This is a genomic window from Bartonella sp. AU16XJBT (assembly GCF_028618665.1).
Taxonomy (GTDB): domain Bacteria; phylum Pseudomonadota; class Alphaproteobacteria; order Rhizobiales; family Rhizobiaceae; genus Bartonella.
Map to the genome: position 1 here is coordinate 1 of NZ_JAQITF010000005.1, position 19,884 is coordinate 19,884.

Annotated in this window: 15 protein-coding genes; 11 read left to right on the forward strand and 4 right to left on the reverse strand. The window is 37.3% G+C overall.

Going from position 1 to position 19,884, the window contains the following annotated elements; all coding sequences use genetic code 11:
* Nucleotides 1-564 precede the first annotated feature (564 nt).
* The 4 genes from PVV66_RS04155 to PVV66_RS04170 form a co-directional block, all read right to left on the reverse strand.
* Nucleotides 565-1,350 carry a DUF1499 domain-containing protein gene (locus PVV66_RS04155; RefSeq protein WP_273717654.1) on the reverse strand — a complete coding sequence of 262 codons (786 nt, stop codon included), beginning with the start codon at nucleotides 1,348-1,350 and terminating at the stop codon, nucleotides 565-567.
* A gap of 1,015 nt (nucleotides 1,351-2,365) precedes the next feature.
* Entirely contained in the window at nucleotides 2,366-2,905 is a 540-nt protein-coding gene (locus tag PVV66_RS04160) for a hypothetical protein (RefSeq protein ID WP_273717653.1), read from the reverse strand.
* Entirely contained in the window at nucleotides 2,898-3,494 is a 597-nt protein-coding gene (locus PVV66_RS04165) for a DUF1214 domain-containing protein (protein WP_273717652.1), read from the reverse strand. Before PVV66_RS04165 ends, PVV66_RS04160 begins: the two co-directional genes overlap by 8 nt.
* Before the next feature lie 17 nt (nucleotides 3,495-3,511).
* The gene (locus PVV66_RS04170; RefSeq protein ID WP_273717651.1) at nucleotides 3,512-5,662 is read right to left on the reverse strand and encodes a transglycosylase domain-containing protein; all 2,151 of its coding nucleotides are present in this window, start codon (nucleotides 5,660-5,662) and stop codon (nucleotides 3,512-3,514) included.
* Nucleotides 5,663-6,057: 395 nt separating this feature from the next.
* Between PVV66_RS04170 and PVV66_RS04175 the strand changes: the two genes are divergently transcribed.
* The 11 genes from PVV66_RS04175 (at nucleotide 6,058) to PVV66_RS04225 (ending at nucleotide 19,552) form a co-directional block, all read left to right on the forward strand.
* A complete protein-coding gene (locus PVV66_RS04175; RefSeq protein WP_273717650.1) occupies nucleotides 6,058-6,294 on the forward strand; it encodes a hypothetical protein in 237 nt (78 codons plus the stop codon).
* 21 nt (nucleotides 6,295-6,315) lie between these two features.
* Nucleotides 6,316-6,984 (forward strand): response regulator transcription factor, encoded by a 669-nt coding sequence (locus PVV66_RS04180; protein WP_273717649.1) that lies wholly within the window; start codon nucleotides 6,316-6,318, stop codon nucleotides 6,982-6,984.
* Nucleotides 6,981-8,399 (forward strand): ATP-binding protein, encoded by a 1,419-nt coding sequence (locus PVV66_RS04185; RefSeq protein ID WP_273717648.1) that lies wholly within the window; start codon nucleotides 6,981-6,983, stop codon nucleotides 8,397-8,399. Before PVV66_RS04180 ends, PVV66_RS04185 begins: the two co-directional genes overlap by 4 nt.
* Nucleotides 8,400-8,684: 285 nt before the next feature.
* Nucleotides 8,685-9,458, forward strand: coding sequence for a tetratricopeptide repeat protein (locus PVV66_RS04190; RefSeq protein WP_273717647.1), 774 nt, complete (start codon nucleotides 8,685-8,687; stop codon nucleotides 9,456-9,458).
* Nucleotides 9,459-9,759: 301 nt separating this feature from the next.
* Nucleotides 9,760-10,239 (forward strand): cytochrome c maturation protein CcmE, encoded by a 480-nt coding sequence (gene ccmE / locus PVV66_RS04195; RefSeq protein ID WP_273717646.1) that lies wholly within the window; start codon nucleotides 9,760-9,762, stop codon nucleotides 10,237-10,239.
* 7 nt (nucleotides 10,240-10,246) lie between these two features.
* Nucleotides 10,247-12,226 carry a heme lyase CcmF/NrfE family subunit gene (locus PVV66_RS04200; protein WP_273717645.1) on the forward strand — a complete coding sequence of 660 codons (1,980 nt, stop codon included), beginning with the start codon at nucleotides 10,247-10,249 and terminating at the stop codon, nucleotides 12,224-12,226.
* 1 nt (nucleotide 12,227) lies between these two features.
* Entirely contained in the window at nucleotides 12,228-12,683 is a 456-nt protein-coding gene (locus tag PVV66_RS04205) for a cytochrome c-type biogenesis protein (protein ID WP_273717644.1), read from the forward strand.
* A gap of 187 nt (nucleotides 12,684-12,870) precedes the next feature.
* A complete protein-coding gene (locus tag PVV66_RS04210; protein ID WP_273717643.1) occupies nucleotides 12,871-14,382 on the forward strand; it encodes a Do family serine endopeptidase in 1,512 nt (503 codons plus the stop codon).
* Between the two features lie 81 nt (nucleotides 14,383-14,463).
* Nucleotides 14,464-15,150, forward strand: a complete 687-nt coding sequence (locus PVV66_RS04215) for a response regulator transcription factor (protein WP_273717642.1) — start codon at nucleotides 14,464-14,466, stop codon at nucleotides 15,148-15,150.
* Nucleotides 15,147-16,529, forward strand: coding sequence for a HAMP domain-containing sensor histidine kinase (locus tag PVV66_RS04220; RefSeq protein ID WP_273717641.1), 1,383 nt, complete (start codon nucleotides 15,147-15,149; stop codon nucleotides 16,527-16,529). The genes PVV66_RS04215 and PVV66_RS04220 overlap by 4 nt, the downstream gene beginning before the upstream one ends.
* A gap of 98 nt (nucleotides 16,530-16,627) precedes the next feature.
* Complete coding sequence (locus PVV66_RS04225) at nucleotides 16,628-19,552, forward strand: bifunctional [glutamine synthetase] adenylyltransferase/[glutamine synthetase]-adenylyl-L-tyrosine phosphorylase (RefSeq protein WP_273717640.1); 2,925 nt, start codon at nucleotides 16,628-16,630, stop codon at nucleotides 19,550-19,552.
* The last annotated feature ends 332 nt before the right edge of the window (nucleotides 19,553-19,884 follow it).

Genomic DNA, 19,884 nt, shown 5'->3' on the forward strand with positions numbered 1-19,884 from the left:
TTATTATTTATAATAAGTTTAATTTTTATAATATTTTTTATGATTATATTTTATAAATTTAATTTATTTAATAGCGTATTAAATATATGAATTAAATTATAGTAATATTTTAATTTTTAAAATATATTAAAGATCGTCTTTTAAAAAATGTTTACTGATTGCAGTGAGACAGAGTCTTTAATATAAGCATTATCATCAAGAGTTCTGTTTTTTATTTTTTAAGCTTTTTAATTGCTTCACGAGTGTATCGTCTTTAGATTATTATCTTTTATGTAAAGATTGTCATATTGTTATCGTTCCATAAAAAGTTCTCACAATTATGAGTTGCTTATGATCATTCCTTTGGGGTGAATTTCACTTTCAGTATAAAAAATAAAACTGTAGAAAATTTTTATGGTATGTAAATTCTGGTACAACATTTAATCACGTCTCACGTGTTAAGAAGCTGTTAACTGGGGGAATGGTTAGTTTATAGTTTTTGAAAAGTGATTGTTTGCTTATGTATCATGTTTATTGAAAAATAGGCAATTTTTATGAAATAAAGTGCCTTATCGCTCTTGATCATTATCCATCATCTTGTGAGAGAGGAAGGGAAGCAATTTCTGTATCAAGAGCGTCCATAAAATCGATAATAAAAGCAGCATTGGTCCCCAAATCTCTTGGCAAATAACGAGAAGCAGAACGCATATCAACAAAGGTGGTATTGCCTTCATCAGTTAAACGAATGACAATGTCTGAAATAAAACCAAGGTACAAAGTTTTAGCTCTTGTTTCAATATAAATCTCATTGTCTTCGCCTTTGAATTCTCGTTGTGCGACAATAGGCCAATCATAGGATTCTAAAACATTGAGAACGGATTCGCGAATACGGTTAGGTGAGCCATCATAACGGCGCCCCGACATTTCTGGCCATTGTGAGTTCTGTAATATTGCTTGTTCAGTTAAGGTACTTTTAAGTGGCAAAGCATCATTGGGACGTATTGTGCGAAAAAAAGCCGGTGGTCTTTGTGTATCGGTAGAAACATCATAAAGAGCAGGTAAGGTAAACCAAAGTCCAAAAAAGAGCATCAATGGTGTCGCAGTTATGAGTGAATAAACGATCCCCTTTAAAGCTTTCATTCCCCCTAGGGCTCCATAGACCCACAAACTATGAAGTGCTTTAATCGCGAGAAAAAGAGAAATAATCACACAGCAAGTAGAGATTCCTATCAAAATTATAAAGTCGCTTACGTTAAGCACGGAAAAACGTTGTAAGATGATCGAAAATAATAAAATAAAAAACGCTAATCCACCAAAGCGAGGGGACCATACCGCTGCTCTTGAAATTAATCGAACATATTTCTTCTTCATGAAGTTTTTCCCCTCAGCTGTAAATTATAAGCAAAGTTTTTTCAAATTATCTATCTTACAAAAAGCTTTTGCTTATAAGACAAAAGTAAAGCACTTATTTTTGAGGTCAAGGATGCGAGATGTCTCATCAATTTCTAGCGATTATTTTAGCGCTTCATTGAAGGTAATAAGTATTTCTTCAGCACTTTATGATGTCATTGATCGAACTTTATAAGAATGTTCGTAAATACGTAAAAATAAGATCAACGAACAAGTTTTTCCGTTTTTATCAGCATATAGAACTTTCCTCTTTTTCCTCTCATTGCGGAAAATTTTTTCTGTAAGATAAGCCTATCGAATAATGGAACACTATTAGGGTACAAATTCACGGCACTTGTTTTTAAGAGACATCTCTCAACGCTTGTCACACTCATTGCGCGACAGTGTCTATGAAGGGTAATAACGATAAAGCGATTAAGCATCCCCACTTTTACGTTTATGAAGAAGAAAACCAGCATTATCATTCTATTTGTTCGCTCCAATGTTGCGATAACTTTTGAGCAGACCGTTTATAAGAGACATTTTTAGTTTTTTCTCGTACAGTTTTTATTTACACGCCAATCTCGCTTTTGACGTGCAAAAGACATGGTTTTGATTGATTCAATATGGGTTAAGTTTGGAATGAGAGAATCCTGCGATATTCGGAGCACTCATTCAACAGTTAAAGAAATAAATTATCATTATAAATAAAAGTATTTTGCAAGTATAATATGAATATGTAAAACAGAGATTTTATCTTATATTACTAATTAATAGGCTACTTTTTCTTTATACATGTGGTTTGTATTTTAATAGAGGATTATGTGAGAGGATTAAAAATATTTTTCTATCTCAATAAAAAATTTAAGCATCTAAAATCAGACAAACCGGAATTCGAGTATTCGCTGAATAGAGGAAAAAGATAACTGTTTTGATAGATCTTGTTTCGTTTTTATTAAAAAGAAGGTCGTTGTACAAATGAGAAGTGAGAATATTTTTATTCATAAAATATGCGGCAGGTCGCTGATGAAAGAAAAGCTTCACTTTCTTTTTTTGCAAGGGAAGAAGGGGAAAAAATACGTAAAATAACAAAACCTTCATTCAAATTTTTAGCAATCAAAACTGAATTGGCATTTTTTTGAGGCTTTGACTTTTTGAGTTCTATGATTTGTATTGGTTTTCCAATGATAAGATCGAGTGTAGCATCAGGGGCTGTTCGGTCATTAAGGCTATAGAAAATAATTCCATTGTGTGTATAGGCTGCCAGTGACCAAAATTGTCGTGTTTTTAAAGCTTTTAAATGAACAGGTCCATTTTCAAGATTAAATCTGCAGACTTTAAGAAGAAAGAGTGGATCAGCAGATTGTTGAATAGGATTATCGGGAGGTAAATCAACAAATTGATAAGGGGCTCCAGATTTTTTAAGGCTTGTCCATATATTATTTTGTGCCCAAGTGGGGATCATAAAGAGAACGCAAATATGAACAATAATAGCGCCAATGATTGCAAGAAGTGCGGTATGAATAAATCTAATCACAATTTATTTGTCCTGATGGGATTTGTTCTATAGAGGGCATTGTAAGCTTTTGTAATGCCGTTGCTGAGATGATTGAGGTATCGTATAGGGTGAGAATAAGCCCGAATTCTTTTTGGCTCACTGTTGCAAGCCAATTTCCGGCTTGCGGTGTGGATGAAATATTGATGCGCAAGGAGCCATCATGTTCATAAGTAATAGCATTTGTGTGGAGTTCAAAAGGTATATCTTCCGATGAAGTATAGGGTTTAAGGGATTTATCTGCGGTATAAAGGGTAAAAAGACGGGTTTCAGGGATGCTGCCTTTGAGCAAATAATGACAGAGAGGGTGGAGTGGACGCCCTTGGTTATCTTGCCAAATCTGGAACCTAATACCTTCAGTGCGTCCAAGTGAAACGATGCCTTGTTTGGCAGTGCGGGCACGGGTATAAGGATCCATATTGGTGGTTCCTACTTGTGGGTAAGCACTCCATTTTCCAATTGTAAAGCGTCCAAAATGAGGAAAGGAATTGAGCACATAATCGACACTCAATGTTCCCCATAAAACCGAAAAAGCGAAGATAAAAAAGAAAATGGTAATATTAAAAAGCATCCGTGAATATCTTGAATTCAAAATGTTGAATCTCCCGTTGTTTTCATTTTAAAAAAAATTGCAGATTGTTTTTTTAGATCTTTGTTAATCAATCGCACGATATGCAATGTTTCAGGAGAAAGTGTAGAGGGTATTGGGGGGGAAAATTCAGAATTAGCATGGGAGGAAAGTGTTGGTGGCTGATAAGGAAGGAGGGAATCTTTTACACCGTAGAGCTGTTTGAGCATGATATTTTGGTGTGCTGCGAGCATGATGCGATGCCATATCATGGCAGGAACACCACCCCCAAAAGCACGATTCATTGGTGAAAAGTTATCATTTCCCATCCATACCGCTCCAGTATAATTGCCCGTAAAGCCAACAAACCAAGCATCACGATAGGATTGTGATGTTCCAGTTTTTCCAGCAACAAGAGTCATGGGTAGAGCAGCACGCTTACCGGATCCTCGTGTTGTGACACCCACCATCATTTGGTTCATATAAGCTGCTGATTGTTCACTGAGTACTCGATGGAGCTTATTACCGTTATGCTCGAAATCCCACACTACATGACCATCGATTGTTCTGATTTGTGTGAACCCATGACGATTACCAGCGATCCCGCCATTCGCAAAGACATTAAAGCCAGTTGCTTGATCCATGGGGGTCATGTTGGAAGTTCCAAGGACCATCGTTTTATGTGATAAAATATGTGCGTTAATTTCCATACTCTTGATGAGGTCTATGATGGGTTTTGTATCGCGGTTAAGATATTGATAGGTGAGATAAACAGGGACTGTATTAATGGAAAAGGCTAAAGCCGTTGCTAAATCAATTTTTCCCAGATAACGACCAGAATTATTTTTTGGTGTCCAACCGCCCCAATTGATGGGGGCATCTAAAACAATTGTTGAAGGTGAAAGACCGTGTTCCAGGGCGGTTGCGTAAACATAAGGTTTGAATGAAGAACCAGTTTGTCGTCCACCTTGGGTCGCTCTGTTAAATTGGCTTTTTTTATAGTCCAGTCCTCCAACAATTGCACATACGGCGCCATTATTATCGAGTACAACGGTGGCGGCTTGTGTTACGCGATATTGTTGACCATATTGATGTAAATGATATGCAATTGATTCTTCTGCTATTTTTTGAAGTGCTGGATCAATGGTTGTTTGAATGACTAAACTATGGCTTGGAAGTTGATCACGCATTTTTTTGACTTCTTCGAATGCCCAATCAAGAAAATAATCAGGCTGATTATTGTCTATTTGGGGAAGTGCCCTAGCAGGGTGGCGATGTGCGTTGATAATCTGGCTCTTTGTCATAAAGCCGCTGTTAACAAGATTAGAAAGGACGACATTGGCACGTGTTTGAGCCGCAAAAAGATGGCTATGAGGGGCGTATTTTGTTGGAGCTTTAAAGAGCCCTGCGAGCATAGCCGATTCACTCAAAGATACATGACGTATATTTTTTCCAAAATAAAATTTTGCCGCGGCTGCAATACCAAAATTATTTCCTCCCATATAGGCACGATCAAGATAAAGTTGCAAAATCTGTTTTTTGCTAAAGTTTGCCTCTAACCAAAGAGCAAGATAAGCTTCTTTGATTTTACGTGTTATGGTTCTCTCGTTTGTTAAGAATAAATTTTTAGCCAATTGTTGTGTGAGAGTTGAACCACCTTGCACCACACCTTTAGCTTGCATATTTTGTGAAAGTGCCCGTGTAAGCCCCTGAAAATCAATACCCCAATGATCGAAAAAACGACGGTCTTCTGTAGCGAGAACCGCTTTAATAACGGTGTCAGGCATTTCTTCAACGGGGACAGAAATCGCCGGCAGTGCACCACGGTGACCAATGGAATTTCCATAGCGATCTAGAAAAAGAATGGAAAAATTTTTAGGAGAAGCCCAATCTGTTTTGGTTAGTTCAAAAACAGAAATGCCCAAAATGGTAAAAAGAGTAAAGCCCATCAACCCTAATGTTAGTATTTCATCGAGAACTTCAACGATAAAGCGTTTCCATCCTTGAAGATGAAAATTTTGTGAGATGATTTTTGCCTTTTTCCAGAAAAAACTGTTAGCAGAACGAATGCGATAAAGCGCTGTATCTAATCGTGCATCTAATTCGATGAGAGCAGGGCTGTGAAATGGCTTATGCTGTTGTCCTTTCTTTTTTTTAAAAAAATTAAACATTTAAAAAGAGCCTATGGCAAAGCAATACAACCAAACAAATCTATAAAAATTATATGGAGTAGAAGTATTTTTTTTCTATAGAGCTACAGAGAAAGAGTTTATTTGAAAATTATTCATTTCCCGTAAAACAGTGTATTAAGCTTGTATTATTTTATCCAATAAACTTTATGCTCATTATTAAAAATATTTTATTTTGAATTTTTAAAAATTTGGATTAATATTAGTATGTTATTCTGTAAATTTAATTAATATTAGTATGTTGTTCTGTAAGACGGAGGATAAATTATTTTTCATTTGTCGCTTTTAAATTGACTTGTGATTTTTAAATTGCCCACCAAAAAACATTATTTCTTTTATCTTATCAGAAGATAAGAAGAGAGGTTATTGAAATATCTATGATGAAAAAAGTTTTTTTGTTCGTGTTAATAACTGCTTTTTTAGGAGCCGATTCTGTTATGGCTGCCGGTTGCGTTGAGGCGGGTAAGAAGGTTGCAACTCAAGAGAAAGGAGTTCTCGTTCGTTCAGAACTGGTTGTTCATGATGGAAAGAATATGTGTGCAATTGTGCTTGTTGTACCAGCCCGTAATGGTGAGAAATTGCGCCGTGTTGAGTTTTTCGTTCCTACTGATTAATCTTTGACAGATGGTGTTGTGATGCGTATTTTAATCGTTGAAGATGATCGGAATCTTCACCATCAATTAGCAGAAGCTGTAAGACATGCAGGATATGTTTCCGATAGTGCTTTTGATGGTGAGGAGGCTTATTTTTTAGGCAGCACAGAGTCTTATGACGCGGTGATACTTGATATAGGTTTACCGCAGACTGATGGTATTCGTGTTGTTGAAAAATGGCGTCAAGAAGGGCGCACCATGCCTGTTTTAATGTTAACGGCACGAGATCGCTGGTCTGATAAGGTACACGGTATTGATGCAGGGGCTGACGATTATGTTGTGAAGCCATTTCATTTGGAGGAAGTGATAGCGCGCTTGCGGGCGCTAATTCGTCGTACGACAGGACATGCGACAAGTACCTTATGTTACGGAAATGTTTTGTTGGATACGAAGACATCTCGTGTTTTTTTGGATGGTCAATTGATTAAACTAACATCTTATGAATTCAGACTTCTCTCATATCTCATGCATCATTGTGACAGGGTCATTTCAAGAACGGAGCTTACTGAGCATCTTTATGATCAGGATTTTGATAAGGACTCGAATACGGTGGAAGTTTTTGTAGGGCGGTTACGCAAGAAGCTTGGCGTGGATTTGATTGAGACTATTCGAGGAATGGGGTATCGCGTGAGAGCGGGAGGTGATGAATGAATGTTTTCAAAGAGGATCATTGGTTTCAGAGGCTCTTTTTTGTAATTACGCGATCTCTCAGTTTACGTGTTATGATCTTATCAACACTATGGGTTGTTATTTCTCTTTTATCGATTTCTACAGTGAGTATTTTATTTTATAAGCGTTCAACTGAAGAGAGCCTAGAGCGTATTCTTTCTGCTCAACTCTACAGTTTGATTGCAACAGTGACGGTAGCACCAGAAGGCACTTTGAGAGAAGGGGCTGGGATTGATGATATTCGTTATGCTGATCCAACAACGGGATGGTATTGGGAAGTTATTGCCATATCTCATAATTTAAAAGGAAGATTGACCTCCCCCTCATTGGGATCAGGAGAGATATTTACACCCAGCGATGTCGATATACCTTTTGACAATAAATTCTTTCGCTCTTATCGGATAAAGGGAAACAATGGTCAAAAGCTACAAGTGATTGAGAGTGATGTTGTTCTTGATAATAAAAATCATATTGCACGTTTTCGGCTTGTTGGGAATATTGATGAAGCGCATGCTCAAGTAAAGGGATTTAAGCGAACTTTGCAAATTTTTCTTTGGAGTTTGGGTATCGGGAGTGTTCTTATTAATATGGCTATTATTTTCTTTAGTTTTCAACCATTTAAGCTTATTCGACGCGCATTGAATGATATTCGAAAAGGAAGAGTTCACTATGTGAATACCGATCTAGTCAGCGAAGTCATGCCGCTTGCCCAAGAGATGAATGCTCTCATTAAGAATAATCAGCGTATTATTGAGCGATTTCGCACGCAGGTTGGTAATCTCGCGCATTCATTGAAGACACCTCTGTCCGTGATTATGAATGAGACAGATAAGATGCGCGGAGAAAAGGCTTGTTTGTTGAGAGAGCAAACGCAAATAATGCAAGCTCAAATCAATCATTATCTTCAGCGGGCGCGGATTGCAGCACAATGCGATAGTGTTGTCTATCATACATCTGTCCGCAGTATGGTTGATCGTTTAGTGCGGGTTATGAAAAAGCTTAATCCTGAAAAACAAATTGAATTTATTATGGATGTTGATGATATTGTTTTTTCTGGAGAGAAGGAAGATTTAGAAGAAATTATAGGGAATTTGATTGAGAATGCTACTCAGTGGTCTCGTGTAAAGGTGTTGATCTCTTGTTGTTTAGAAGCAAACGTTGAAGAAGAAAAATACTTTAGTATCCTTGTCGAAGATGATGGTCCTGGTTTAACAGAAGATAAAATTGATGAAGCGTTAAAAAGAGGGTGGCGGTTTGATGAAAGTAAGCCGGGGACAGGTTTAGGGTTAGCAATTGTTTCAGATATGGTGAATGAATATGGTGGCAATCTCTTTTTATCGCGTTCTGTCTTGGGGGGGCTGTGTACAAAAGTCTTATTACCCAAAATGGGAGAATAACATATTTTCTCCTTAAGCAGGAAATGTCTATAAACTTTGTAAAGAAATCTTTAGAAAATACAAAAAAGTAGGGAGGCTTTTCAGAAGATCCGTATTTATAATCAAAATAGAAAATAAAATCTTGTTTTTGTTTTCTTGGTAGAGGTGAGCCATATAAGAGAAATGAACAATAGATTTTACGATATTCTTCATAAAAAGATAAATTTTTATCCTTTCACATCACTCTTCTCATGAAGAGAGCAAAAGATAAGCGCGTTATCTTCGTTCGTATTGGAAAAAAACGATATGCTCTTACTCATTTTTGCAGCATTTTTTCTCACTTTTCTGGCAATTATTCTTTTTCTTTCACTACATTTTGACGATGGGGTCAAGAAAAATTGGCAAGTTCAAACCATGAATGGTTATAGAAGTCATATGCATACGGTTGATTCTCATAAGTTTTATAGGCATTATAAAAAAAGAAATATTCTTAAAGCTTTAAGTGTTTTGTTTGTTCTGCTTATGACTTGGAGTATCTATGGGCTGACAGGCAATCCAGAAGTGAAAAGTTATTTTTTTAGCGAATTAATGGATAAGAATCCTAAAATTCTAAGTCAGCAAGAAAAGCTTGTTCGTCTACAAGTGCTTTTTTTCCGCTCCCCTCATGATGGCAAGTTAGCAGATGCGTTAGCGGTAGGGTATCTCGAAGAAAGCCATTTTCAAGAAGCTGTGAATACTTATTTAGATGCACTTCGTTTGAATGGAGAAACAGCTCCAAGGCTTGTAGGATATGGTTTAGCATTGGTTGGTTCTGAAGGGGGAGTGATAACGCAAGAGGCACAAAATGCTTTTCAAAAAGCAGCAGATTTAGCGCCAACAGATTTTTATCCGCGTCTATTGTTGGCCGATGCATTTCATCAAGCCGGAAAAACGGCGCAGGCAGTGCAGTTTTTACAAAGCTTTCTTGATACAATGCCTGAAAGTTTTGTAGGACGCTCACGGGTTGAAAAAATGATGTTTCAGTTACTTGGCACAGCAAGTGAACAGACAAAGAAAAGTGATCGTCGCCAATTGAGATAGAGAAATAAAAAGAGAAAAGCTATTTAGAACGACAAGAGCAGTAAACATCTAGAAGTGGAAGGTACATGTGGAGGGGGTGAATAACAGAAATGAAAAATGTCAAGAACACGGCACAAGTCGTTATAGATTAAATAAAAATTGGTGTAAAAATCAAAAAAGGAAGAAAAGTATTGATAAGCTTGTTTGCAAAGGTGAGGTATTTGATAAAAAGTTGCACCTCTATAGAAGATGTGCAAAGCTCTTAAAAAAATAAAATATGGATACTTATAGAACGTGTTGAAAATTTTTTCGTAGAGTGTCTATGAACAATCAATCTTTAAAGAATTCTGCTTCGTTGAAGCTTATTTTAAAGCAGCGAAAAAAAAAGCGCTTACTGATCATCTTATTGTGTTGTTTGGTTATGGCAATTGCAGCAAGTCTCATTGTGTATGCAATGCGTCATGCGGTCAGTTTTTTTAGAATGCCCTCTGATATTACAAGAGAAGATATTTTAACTGGACGCTCTTTGCGTTTGGGCGGCTTTGTTGAAAAGGGGACCGTTCAATATACGGGAGAGAGAGGCGTTATTTTTTTTGTAACGGATAACACAAAACATGAAAAAGTGGTTTTCAATGGTGCCTTACCGGATCTTTTTCGTGAAGGTCAGGGGGTGATTGTAGAAGGGCATTTCGACAAACAGGGTTTTTTTATAGGGACGCGTGTTTTAGCAAAACATGATGAAACTTATATGCCTAAAGAAACCGCTGATCGCTTGAAAAAACATTACAGTATGGAGAAATAATTCGATTGTGCTTGTTGAACTGGGTCATATTTTTTTAGCCGCAGCATTTGCCGTAAGCTTATTAGAAGCTTTTTTGCCTGCTTTAGGTTTTTGGAGGCAAGAGCGTTTGTTAATGCAAACAGCTATTCCCCTAACATATATCACTTTCACATTATTGCTCTTATCTTTTTTAGTGATGATTTACACTCATGTTGTATCTGATTTTTCTGTTTTAAATGTTGTTGAGAATTCTCATTCAGAAAAACCGATGCTTTATAAAATCACCGGTGTTTGGGGCAACCACGAAGGCTCTATGTTGTTATGGGTTTTAAGTCTCACTTTTTTTAGTGCATTGATGGCTTTCTTTAGCCAATATGTGCCGGAAGATTTCAAGACACTTGTTTTAATTTGCCAAAGTTGGATTACAAGCGCTTTTCTTTTATTTATTCTTTTTGTATCCAACCCATTTTTACGTGTGAATCCACCAGCATTACAGGGAAATGATCTCAATCCTCTTTTACAAGATATCGCATTAGCGATTCATCCCCCCCTTCTTTATTTAGGTTATGTTGGTTTTTCACTTTGCTTTTCTTTTGCTGTTGCAGCATTGATTATGGGGCATATTGATAAGATTTGGGCGCATTGGGTCCGTCCTTGGCTTTTACTTTCTTGGTGTTTTTTGACATTGGGGATTATGGTTGGCTCCTATTGGGCTTATTATGAGCTAGGGTGGGGAGGGTATTGGTTTTGGGATCCTGTTGAAAATGTTTCGTTTATGCCTTGGCTTTCAGGAACGGCTCTTTTACATTCTGCTCTTGTTCTCGAAAAACGAGGAATATTGAAAAGTTGGACTTTGTTTTTAGCATTGCTTACTTTTTCCCTTTCTCTTATGGGAACGTTTCTTGTTCGTTCGGGACTTTTAGTTTCTGTTCATAGTTTTGCTGTTGATCCAGCACGGGGACAAGCAATTCTTGCACTTTTATTTTTCTTTACGGGAGCGGCTTTTCTTCTTTTTGCTTTGCGCATCCCTCTTGTAAAAACAGAAAGATTTTTTCAACCAATTTCGCGCGAAGGGTTTATTGTTTTAAATAATTTGTTACTGACAACAATAACAGCCACAGTATTGATTGGTACACTCTATCCTTATTTTATTGAGATGTTAACAGGGCAAAAAATTTCTGTAGGGGCTGCTTTTTTTAACCTTACCTGCGGACCACTCATGCTTTTGCTGTTGTTGTTTGTTCCGTTTGGATCAATGATGGCGTGGAAACGCGGTGATTTTCTCGCAGTTTTTGAACGGTTGTGGTTTGTTTTTGTCTTGGTTGCTACCATCTGTTTTATACTATTTTATGCGACATCTGTGCGTGATATTCTTGCAGTTTTAGGCATTGGGCTTTCAGCGTTTGTTTTTTTAGGCAGTTTAGCGGACCTGTGGGGAAAAAGTGGATATGGCAAGAGAGCTTTTTCAGTACGCGTTAAGAGATTTTTTGGATTGCCGTGGTCTGTTTTTGGTGCAGCAATGGCACATATGGGACTAGGCGTTACATTATTTGGTATTGTCTGTGTGGCAAGTTTTAGTCAAGAACGTATTTTAACCATGAACATAGGAGAGTGGGTGACGATAGCGGATAAAATGCTTCATTTTGATACCGTGCATGATCGTTTTGGTTCGAATTATTCGGCAAGGGAGTTTTGTTTTAAAATATATGAAAATAAAAAAATCGTGGGTCATGTAACAGCTTCAAAGAGATTTTACTCAAGCCAAAATACTTTGACAACGGAAGTTGGTCTTCAAAATTATGGCTTATCGCAGCTCTATATTGTGCCGGGACATCTCGATAATCGTGGTCTTGTTGTGCACATGTGGTGGAAGCCTTATATCATATGCATTTGGTTAGGGGCATTCATGATGGCTATGGGAGGATGTCTTTCTCTTCTGGGGTACTGGTTTAGTACTGGCATGTACAAGAGGGTTCTGCTTGCTTTAAATTTTTGGAGAAGACATTGAGATGAAAAAAATTCTTTGGATTTTATTTTTTTTAATCGCAATGTTTCCTTTTCGATTAGCTATAGCAGTAGAGCCAGATGAGATTTTAAAGGATACAATTCTTGAAAGGCGCGCGCGCGGTATTTCATCGCATTTACGTTGTCCGGTTTGTCAAAATCAATCAATTGATGATTCAGATACTTCTCTAGCACGTGATTTAAGGCTTTTAATTCGGGAAAAACTAAAAATGGGCTATAGTAATCAGCAAGTGATTGACTTTCTTGTTGAGCGATATGGTGAATTCATTCTCTTAAAACCACCATTTAATAAAACAACTTGGTTTTTATGGTTTTCGCCTTTGATTATTATCATCATTGGTGCAAGTGTCATATTTTTCCAGTTAAAAGGGTATAAGCGTGGGAAAATAATGATTGTAAATGCAATTAAGAAAAAACAGTCAAAAACGCCATTACATTAAAAAGGATATTATATAAGAGGAAAAGCTTAGCTCATTTGCAATGAGCATTCAACCTTATTGTAATTATATTGAAGGATACTGAAATCTTACAAAACTTTAACAATTTAGACAGAAAACGGTAAGGTCTGGTATTTTATAAGTGATCAGATTGGGATAGAAAGTATGATTGAATAGGAGCATAGAGTAAATGTTAAAAAAAACTTTCTTTAAAACATTTGTCGCAGTAAGTTTTTCTGCAGTATTGGAGAGTGCACTGTTTTTTAGTGGATGTACATCAAGCTTATGGACGACAAAGGCTCATGCAAGTTCTGTATTTACTTCGTTAATGCAACAACAAGGATTTGCAGATATCGTTGCTCAAGTAAAACCAGCGGTTGTTGCAGTACAAGTAAAGAGCAATAAAAAGAAAGAAGATTGGTTCTTTAGTAACTTTTTTAGTGGTCCAGGGATTGATCAATTACCAGATCAACATCCTTTGAAAAGGCTTTTTAAAGAGTTTTATGATTTTGATAAGCCTAAAAATAAATTTCCCAATCATTCACAGAGACTCCGTCCTATAGCTTTTGGATCGGGTTTTTTTATTTCGTCTGATGGTTACATTGTGACCAATGATCATGTAATTTCTGATGGGACAAGTTATACAGTTGTTCTTGATGATGGTACAGAATTGAACGCAAAGCTTATTGGGAAAGATCCCAAAACTGACCTTGCTGTCCTAAAAGTAAATGATAAAAGAAAATTTTCCTATGTTGATTTTGGTGATGATTCAAAGCTTCGCGTTGGAGATTGGGTTGTTGCTATTGGTAATCCATTCGGTCTTGGTGGAACTGTGACAGCAGGTATTGTTTCGGCACGTGGACGTGATATTGGCACGGGTGTTTATGATGATTTTATTCAGATTGATGCTGCTGTTAATAGAGGAAATTCTGGAGGTCCAACTTTTGATTTGAATGGTAAGGTTGTTGGCGTTAATACGGCGATTTTTTCTCCTTCAGGAGGCAATGTTGGGATTGCTTTTGCTATTCCGGCAGGGACAGTGAAACAGGTTGTGCAACAACTTATCGAAAAAGGTTCAGTTCAACGTGGTTGGCTTGGGGTTATGATTCAGCCAGTAACGAAGGAAATTTCTGATTCGATAGGTTTGAAAGAAGCGAAAGGTGCTTTGGTTACTGATCCATTAAAAGGGCCAGCAGCAAAGGCTGGTATCAAGGCAGGTGATGTCGTTATTTCAGTGAATGATGAAAAAATTAATGATTCTCGTGACTTGGCAAAGCGTATTGCAAATATGAGTCCGGAAGAAACCGTGACTTTAGGGATTTGGAGATCCGGTAAGGAGGAAAATATCAAAGTTAAACTTGCTGCAATGCCTGAAGATGCAGGTAAGAAAGAAAGTTCAAAATATTTAAATGAACGTGGAGATTCAGATGAAACATTGGAAGATTATGGGTTAATTGTTGCTCCTTCTGACGATGATTTAGGATTGGTTGTAACAGATGTGGATTCGGATTCAGATGCTGCAGATAAGGGAATCCGCCCAGGTGATGTCATTGTGACAGTGAATAATAAATCTGTTAAAAAAACTTCTGATATTACTGATGCAATCAAGGATGCCCAAAAGCTAGGGCGAAAAGCTATACTCTTACAGATCCGAACAAATGATCAAAATCGTTTTGTCGCTCTTCCAATTTTCAAAAAATAGCACTTTATGATGAGTGGGACAGAGATTTTGTAGATTTCTGTCCTACAATGTAATTTTATAAAAATAACGGAGATGCGTTTTATGAAAATACTCGTTATCGAAGATGATCGTGAGACAGGACGTTATCTCGAAAAGGCTTTTTTGGAGGTAGGGCATTCCGTTGATGTTGCCTATGATGGTGATACTGGATACGCTTTAGCGATCACAGAAAGTTATGATGTTATGGTTGTTGATCGAATGCTTTTACATCGTGATGGGCTTTCTATTATTTCGGAATTGCGTGCTAAAGGCAATGAAACACCCGTTCTTATCCTTTCAGCTTTAGGGCAAGTTAATGATCGTGTGACGGGTTTGCGTGCAGGGGCAGATGATTATTTGACAAAGCCTTATGCTTTTTCTGAACTTCTTGCGCGTGTTGAAGTATTACAACGGCGGAAGAATCCTAAAGAAGCAGAAACTGTTTATTGCGTAAGCAATCTTGAGCTTGATCGGTTAGCACATACGGTAAAACGGGGGGATAGAAACATTCTATTGCAACCACGAGAGTTTCGTTTACTTGAATATTTAATGCGCTATGCGGGGCAGGTGGTTACACGCACTATGCTTTTGGAAAATGTTTGGGATTATCATTTTGATCCACAAACAAATGTCATTGATGTCCATATTTCTCGTTTGAGAGCCAAAATTGAAAAAGATTTTGATGTTCCGCTTCTTCATACTGTGCGAGGCGCTGGATATATGCTGAAAGCACCAGATAACAAAGCATGAATCGTTTGATTAATATAATGCGCACGACAGCGCTAAGGCTTTCAGCGCTTTACATTTTATTGTTTGGATTGGTGGCAACAGGTCTTTCTATTTATATGACGGCATTTTCTGCTTCGTTGTTAACAGAGCAAACTGAACAGGCTTTACATGAAGAATTAAAGTATATTGAAAATGCTTATAATTATGGAGGGCTCCCTTTATTAATACGCACGATAGATTATCGTTCAAGACAACCAGGGGCATTTCTTTATCTTGTCACAGATCCTATGGGGCGTATTTTAGCAGGCAATGTAGCACGTATTGAATTAGGTCTTTTGAATCAGAGTGGTTTTATTTCTACCTCCTTTTTGTATTCACGTTTTGGAGAACATGGCAGAACAAGTGAACATCGCGCTTTGGCGGTCGTTTTTGATTTGCCTAATGCTATGAAGATTCTTATAGGACGCGATTTGGATGAGCCCGAACGTTTTGCGGCGGTTATTCGTAAAGCTGTGATCATTGCACTTGCTGCAATGGTGGGAGGCGCTTTACTCATATGGTTTTTTGTTGGCAGGAGAGCTTTACAAAGGATTGATCAGGTCACGGCAGCATCACGGCGCTTGATGGAAGGTGATTTCAGTGGGCGTTTACCTGTTTCAGGGGTAGGGGATGAGTTTGATCGATTGTCAACGAATCTTAATGTTATGTTAGACCGCATTGAAGAGTTAAATATTGGTTTACGTCAAGTATCAGATAATATTGCTCATGATCTGAAAACACCGTTAACGCGTCTTAGAAATCGTGCTGAAGAGGCGCTTTCGGCAAACAAGACAAAGTTTGAATATCGTCAGGTCCTTGAGAGTGTTATTGCTGAATCAGATCAACTTATTCGTACGTTTAATGCGATTTTAATGATTTCACGCATCGAAGCGAGCAGTGCTATTGAGCATCTTGAGATGATGAATATGAAACTGATCCTTGAAGATGCTGTTGAGCTTTACGAGCCTTTTGCTGAAGAGTCAGGTGTTTTACTTCAGTTAGGAGATATATTTGATAAAGAGCTTAAATTGAATCGTGAGCTTGTCGCGCAAACAATTTTTAATCTTATCGATAATGCGATTAAATATGCATCTAAAGATGGGGAAAAAGCGAAGGTTTGCTTATCAATGGAATATCGTGATGAACATTTATTAGTTGTTGTAAGCGATAATGGTCCAGGAATAGCAGAGGATAAACGTGAAAAAGTAACAGAACGATTTGTTCGTCTTGAAGAAAGCCGTACACAACCTGGTTTTGGGATTGGTTTAAGTATAGCAAAAGCAGTTATGAAGCTGCACGGGGGTGAATTGTTACTTGAAAATGCAAATCCAGGGCTTAGGGTTGTTTTGTTATTTCCTTAAAGATATTTTCTTCAGTTTTTTCTTTTCATACGGAATGACTATTTTACAAGTATAATGCAATGGATAAGGAAGGCAAAATGCTTTTCAAGGGAGATGAGATGAAACAAGCTTTTTTAAAAACACAGCTTCTCTCTTTATGCCCTCTCCATGAAAGTGGTTCCCAATGGTTAAAAGACATGGAAGAACAAGCAAGGAAAGAAGGTTTAGAACCGCTTGTTTCCATCATTTCAGAAAATGGAACGCAAATTGATTTTATCCGTGCGGTTATGACTTTATCTCCTTTTTTGCGTGAGGTTTTAATTGCCAACCCATCATATCTTAGTCCTTTATTGCATGTTGATATAGAAACAAGGCTGAGCGAAATTATCGATGATATTACGGTTATTGATAAGGATAAATCTATAAATGAAACTTCATTGATGGCTGCTTTAAGGCGCAAAAAACGAGAAGTGCATGTCCTCATTGCTTTAGCTGATTTGAGTGGTGTTTTTACTTACGAAGTTTCATGTGCTTGGTTGACACGTTTGGGTGAAGCTGCACTAGGTGTAGCATTGCGTTTTCTATTAAGAGAAGCACATGATCATGGTAAGATCAATTTGCTGAGCCGTGAGAATCCAGAAAAAGACTGTGGTTTAATCATTTTAGGGATGGGAAAATTAGGAGCAGGAGAACTTAATTATTCTTCTGATATTGATCTTATTGTTTTTATTGATGAAACGTCCCCTCATATTGGTAATCTTTCTGAAAGTGTCGACGTATTTTCTAAAATGGTACGTCGATTAATCCGTATCATTCAAGAGCGCACTGCGGAAGGATATGTTTTTCGTCTTGATTTTCGTCTTCGTCCAGATCCAGGATCAACACCTTTGGCCTTACCGGTCAGGACTGCCTTGCGTTATTATGAAGGGCGTGGACAAAATTGGGAACGAGCCGCTATGATTAAAGCACGTCCAGTTGCTGGCGATAAGAGAGCAGGTTTTAACTTTCTGAAAGAACTTTTTCCCTATGTGTGGCGAAAATATTTAGATTATGCTGCGATTGCTGATATTCATTCGATCAAACGTCAAATTCATGCGCATGAAAGTTACGGTCAAATTGCAGCTTATGGACATAATATAAAGTTAGGTCGTGGTGGTATTCGTGAAATTGAGTTTTTTGTTCAGACACAACAACTTATTGCTGGTGGGCGTTTTCCTCAATTACGTGGACGCCAGACAGTTGCAATGTTAGCGGAACTTCACACGCTTGGTTGGATTAGTGGGGAAACAAGAGATAATCTTATAAAAAGTTATGCTTTTCTAAGAAATGTGGAACATCGTATTCAGATGCTTGCGGATGAACAAACGCATCTTCTTCCCAATGATATTTCTCAATTCACGAGCGTTGCTTATTTAATGGGCTATCACGACAGACGCGGTTTTATCCGTGATTTATTAAAAACACTTCATGTTGTTGAAAAACACTATGCAGCACTGTTTGAGAATGAACAAGAACTTGGTTTAGAAATTGGCAATTTAGTTTTTACAGGAGAAGAAGATGATCCGGAGACGTTAATAACATTAAGCCGTTTAGGTTTTGAAAGAGCGAGTGATATTTGTCGGATTATGCGCACCCTCCATTTTGGTCGTTATAAAGCAACGCAATCTGCTGAAGCGCGAGAGAGATTAACAGAATTAACACCAGCTCTTTTGAAAGCTTTTGGCGCAACAAAACGTGCTGATGAGGCGATGTTGCGTTTTGATAGTTTTTTACAGGGCTTACCCTCAGGAATTCAGCTTTTTAGTCTTTTGCAGTCTAATCCCTCTCTTTTAGATATGCTTGTCCTTATTATGGGGGCTGCGCCACGTCTTGCGGAAATTATTACACGCAGATCTCATGTTTTTGATGGAATGTTAGACCCAAATATTCTTTCAGAATTACCGACAAGAACCTATTTAGAAAAACAGCTTGAATATTTTCTTGAAGATGTTCTTTCTTATGAGGAAATTCTCGACCATTTAAGGATTTTTGCAGATGAACAACGTTTTTTGATTGGTATTCGAATTTTGAATGGTACAATTACAGGGGAAAGAGCAGGTTTTGCTTTTACTGCGCTTGCTGATCTGATGATTACAAAAACATTTTCTGCCGTTCAAGAGGAATTTTCTCGTCTTCATGGCCGTATTAAAGGGGGACGCGTTGGCATATTGGGAATGGGGAAGCTTGGAAGTCGTGAATTAACAGCGGGTTCGGATGTTGATATCATTTTACTTTATGAACACGATGATGATGCAGAAATATCTGATGGAGAAAAGCCTCTTTACATCTCTCAATATTATACGCGTTTAGCACAGCGCCTCGTTTCTGCTTTATCCACACTTACAAGCCAAGGTGTTCTTTATGCCGTTGATTTAAGGTTACGGCCTTTAGGCAATAAAGGACCTGTTGCTGTTTCTTTTCCATTTTTTAAAAAATATTATCGTCAAGAAGCATGGATATGGGAATATCTTGCTTTAACAAGGGCTCGAGGCATTACAGGAGATCCAGATTTTTTACAAAAGCTAGAAAATGAAGTGTGTGCAATTATTGCTATTTCTCGTAATAAGAACGAAGTCGCAAAAGAAGTATGTGAAATGCGCTCTTTGATTGCAAAAGAAAAGCCGCCAAAAAATCAATGGGATTTGAAAACGATGTCTGGTGGCATTATGGATTTGGAGTTTATCGCTCAATTTGCTCTTATTACGCATGTCATTGAGTTTCAAATTGGAGCGACGACCGCGGATATTTTAGACCACTTACCGAACAGTTTTCTTAATCAGTCATGTATTGCTGATTTACATTATGCCTATGGTCTCTATACAAATTTGAGTCAAATTATACGGCTTTGTTTAAATGATCTCCTTGATCCCAATGATATGCCTCCTGGATTAAGTGACCTTTTGCTAAATAGTGTTGGGGAACCTGATTTGCTTCGTGTTGAACAATTAATTGCAGAAACTGGGCAATTGGTTTGTTCAGTTTTTACAAAAATTATGAAATATTAATATATTTTATAATAATTTTATGAAAGCATTGAATGTGATTATTAGATAAAACATAAATAGATATTATAGAATAATAAAAACTGTTCATTCCATTTTTATATCTTAGTTTTAATATTTTATTATATACTTGACAGTTTTAGAGAGTGAAAATTTTTCTCTATTGATTTCTCAAGTGTGATGAAAGAATTTCATTTGTTAAATGAGCTTGTTTTTCGGCATCATTCTTTATAAAAAAGCAATCTAGTGACGACCTTTTAGTGAATGATACTCTATGGTCTTAGCTCATGGGTATGATAAAAGCATATGGCTCATTTATTAAGCAGCAGTCTATC

Coding starts and splice junctions, on each gene's coding strand:
- PVV66_RS04155 (WP_273717654.1), bottom strand. CDS start 1,350: ATGAAGAAGAAATATGTTCGATTAATTTCAAGAGCAGCGGTATGGTCC.
- PVV66_RS04165 (WP_273717652.1), bottom strand. CDS start 3,494: ATGCTTTTTAATATTACCATTTTCTTTTTTATCTTCGCTTTTTCGGTT.
- PVV66_RS04170 (WP_273717651.1), bottom strand. CDS start 5,662: ATGTTTAATTTTTTTAAAAAAAAGAAAGGACAACAGCATAAGCCATTT.
- PVV66_RS04175 (WP_273717650.1), top strand. CDS start 6,058: ATGATGAAAAAAGTTTTTTTGTTCGTGTTAATAACTGCTTTTTTAGGA.
- PVV66_RS04180 (WP_273717649.1), top strand. CDS start 6,316: ATGCGTATTTTAATCGTTGAAGATGATCGGAATCTTCACCATCAATTA.
- PVV66_RS04185 (WP_273717648.1), top strand. CDS start 6,981: ATGAATGTTTTCAAAGAGGATCATTGGTTTCAGAGGCTCTTTTTTGTA.
- PVV66_RS04190 (WP_273717647.1), top strand. CDS start 8,685: ATGCTCTTACTCATTTTTGCAGCATTTTTTCTCACTTTTCTGGCAATT.
- ccmE (WP_273717646.1), top strand. CDS start 9,760: ATGAACAATCAATCTTTAAAGAATTCTGCTTCGTTGAAGCTTATTTTA.
- PVV66_RS04205 (WP_273717644.1), top strand. CDS start 12,228: ATGAAAAAAATTCTTTGGATTTTATTTTTTTTAATCGCAATGTTTCCT.
- PVV66_RS04210 (WP_273717643.1), top strand. CDS start 12,871: ATGTTAAAAAAAACTTTCTTTAAAACATTTGTCGCAGTAAGTTTTTCT.
- PVV66_RS04215 (WP_273717642.1), top strand. CDS start 14,464: ATGAAAATACTCGTTATCGAAGATGATCGTGAGACAGGACGTTATCTC.
- PVV66_RS04220 (WP_273717641.1), top strand. CDS start 15,147: ATGAATCGTTTGATTAATATAATGCGCACGACAGCGCTAAGGCTTTCA.
- PVV66_RS04225 (WP_273717640.1), top strand. CDS start 16,628: ATGAAACAAGCTTTTTTAAAAACACAGCTTCTCTCTTTATGCCCTCTC.